The following is a 2,224-nucleotide window of genomic DNA, read 5'->3' on the forward strand; positions in this document are numbered from 1 at the left end:
GCCGCTTCAAGGATTACATCGCCATCCCCAAGGCCAACGGCTACCAGTCGTTGCACACCACGCTGGTGAGCCCGCTGGGCACGGCGGTGGAGTTCCAGATCCGCACCGACCCCATGCACGCGGTGCTGAAAAAGGCATTGCAGCGCACTGGATGTACAAGGTGGGCACCAAAGGCCAGGCGCAGGACGCGCAGCGCCTGGGCGCGCTGTGGTTGCAATCGCTGGTCGACATCCAGGACGAAACGCGCGATGCGAGCGAGTTTCTCGAGCACGTGAAGATCGACCTCTTCCCCGACGCGGTTTACGTGTTCACGCCCAAGTCGAAGATCATGGCGCTTCCCCGCGGTGCCACGCCGGTCGACTTTGCCTACGCCATCCACTCCGACGTGGGTGACCACTGTGTGGCGGCCAAGGTCAATGGCGACCCGGTGGCCTTGCGCACCGAGCTGCGCAGCGGAGACGTGGTCGAGGTGGTCACGGCGCCGGGCGCGCGGCCCAACCCGGGCTGGCTCAACTTCGTGCGCACCGGTCGGGCGCGCTCGAAGATCCGCCATTACCTCAAGAACATGGAGCAGGAAGAGTCGCAGCAGCTCGGCGAAAAGCTGCTGGCCCAGGCCCTGCGCGCCGAAGGCCTGACGCTCCCCGACAGCGACCCGAACGACGCTGCGGCCGTTGCCTATTGGCATGCGCTCACCAAATGGAGCGGCAACCGCTCCCGCGCCGACCTGCTCACCGACATCGGCCTCGGCCGCAAGATCGCCATCATCGTGGCCAAGCGCCTGGCGCAGCTGATGCTGGAGCGCGGCGCCAAGCCCGACGCCCTCACGCTCACCATGGGCCGCTATGCCGCCGAGGACGACGCCACGCCAACGCAGGGCCTGGTGGTGATCGACGGCACCGAAGGCGCCTCGGTGCAGATGGCGCCCTGTTGCCGGCCCATTCCGGGTGACGACATCGTGGGCTACCTCGGCCGCGGTGAAGGCCTGCTGGTGCACACCGCCGAGTGCAGCGTCGGCAAGCGCCTGTTCGAGCGCGACAGCGAGCGCTGGATCACCGTCGATTGGGCCGAAGAACCGTCCCGCGCCTTCGAAACCGGCGTCACGCTTCTGTTGAAAAACGGCAAGGGTGTGCTGGCCCAGGTGGCTTCGGCGGTGAGTTCGGCCGAAGCCGACATCACCCACATCGATATGGACGACGAGCCCGCCTCCGAAACCACCGAGCTGCGGCTGCTGGTCACCGTGCGCGATCGTTTGCACCTGGCCGATGTGATGCGCACCTTGCGCCGTGCACCCGCGGTGTTGCGCGTCGTCCGCGTCAAGCCTTAGGGCTCGGCGAGGGGTAGGTCACATCGACCACCTCCAGCCGCTCCAGCCCACCCGGCGTCATCAGCGACACCTCATCGCCAACCCGCGCCTTCAGCAAGGCCCGCGCGATCGGCGAGATCCAGCTCACCTCGCCCTGCAGGTTGTCGACCTCGTCGATGCCCTTGATGGTGATGGTGCGCTCTTCACCGCGCGAGTTTTCGTAGGTCACAGTGGCCCCGAAAAACACCTGATCGCTGCCATGGTGGACCGAGGGGTCGGCCACCTCGGCAATGTCGAGGCGCTTGGTCAGAAAACGAATGCGGCGGTCGATCTCACGCAGGCGCTTCTTGCCGTAGAGGTAGTCGCCATTCTCAGAACGGTCGCCGTTCTTGGCCGCCCAGGAGACCACCTCGACGATCTTGGGCCGCTCCACGTCGAGCAAGGTCATCAGCTCTTCGCGCAGGCGCTTATAACCCTCGGGGGTGAGGTAGTTGCGTGTTCCGGGCGGGATGGCAGAAGCAACGACCCCTTCCTGGTCATCGTCGTCCCCTTCGGGTTCCTTGGTGAAGGCCTTGTTCATGCCCGCTGTATAGCACCACCGTCAGCGACCGCTTCGGCGTAATGGCATGCCACTTCGCGCCGGTCGACCATGCGCAGCTGCGGCACCTCTTCACTGCAACGCGTCTGCGCATAAGGGCAGCGCTTGTGAAAGGCACAGCCCGAGGGCGGGTTGAGCGGTGACGGCAACTCACCCACGATGCGGATCTTGTGGGCGCGGCGCGCCGGGTCGATGCTGGGCGTGGCCGACAGCAGCGCGCGGGTGTAGGGGTGCAGCGGCTGCGCGAACAGCGCGGCCTTGGGCGCGAATTCGACCACGCGGCCCAGGTACATCACCATCACCCGCTCGGCGATGTGTTCGAC

The 2,224-nt window shown here is 66.1% G+C and carries 2 protein-coding genes and 1 pseudogene; 1 reads left to right on the forward strand and 2 read right to left on the reverse strand.

What is annotated here, in order from left to right; translation table 11 throughout:
* A pseudogene (locus RMO40_RS04870) lies at positions 1-1,324 on the forward strand (RelA/SpoT family protein); the annotation flags it as partial.
* On the opposite strand, the gene greB reads toward RMO40_RS04870, so the two are convergent.
* Entirely contained in the window at positions 1,314-1,883 is a 570-nt protein-coding gene (gene greB / locus RMO40_RS04875; protein WP_309717100.1) for a transcription elongation factor GreB, read from the reverse strand. The pseudogene RMO40_RS04870 and the gene greB sit on opposite strands and share 11 nt — an antisense overlap.
* The coding region (locus RMO40_RS04880) for an oligopeptide/dipeptide ABC transporter ATP-binding protein (RefSeq protein WP_489660108.1) at positions 1,880-2,224 on the reverse strand (345 nt) is incomplete at its 5' end. The genes RMO40_RS04880 and greB, both read right to left, overlap by 4 nt.

It is taken from the genome of Rhizobacter sp., assembly GCF_031412075.1.
Lineage (GTDB): Bacteria > Pseudomonadota > Gammaproteobacteria > Burkholderiales > Burkholderiaceae_C > Rhizobacter.

What these genes read in the sequence shown, in the direction of transcription:
- greB (WP_309717100.1), bottom strand. Translation starts at nt 1,883, where the DNA reads ATGAACAAGGCCTTCACCAAGGAACCCGAAGGGGACGACGATGACCAG.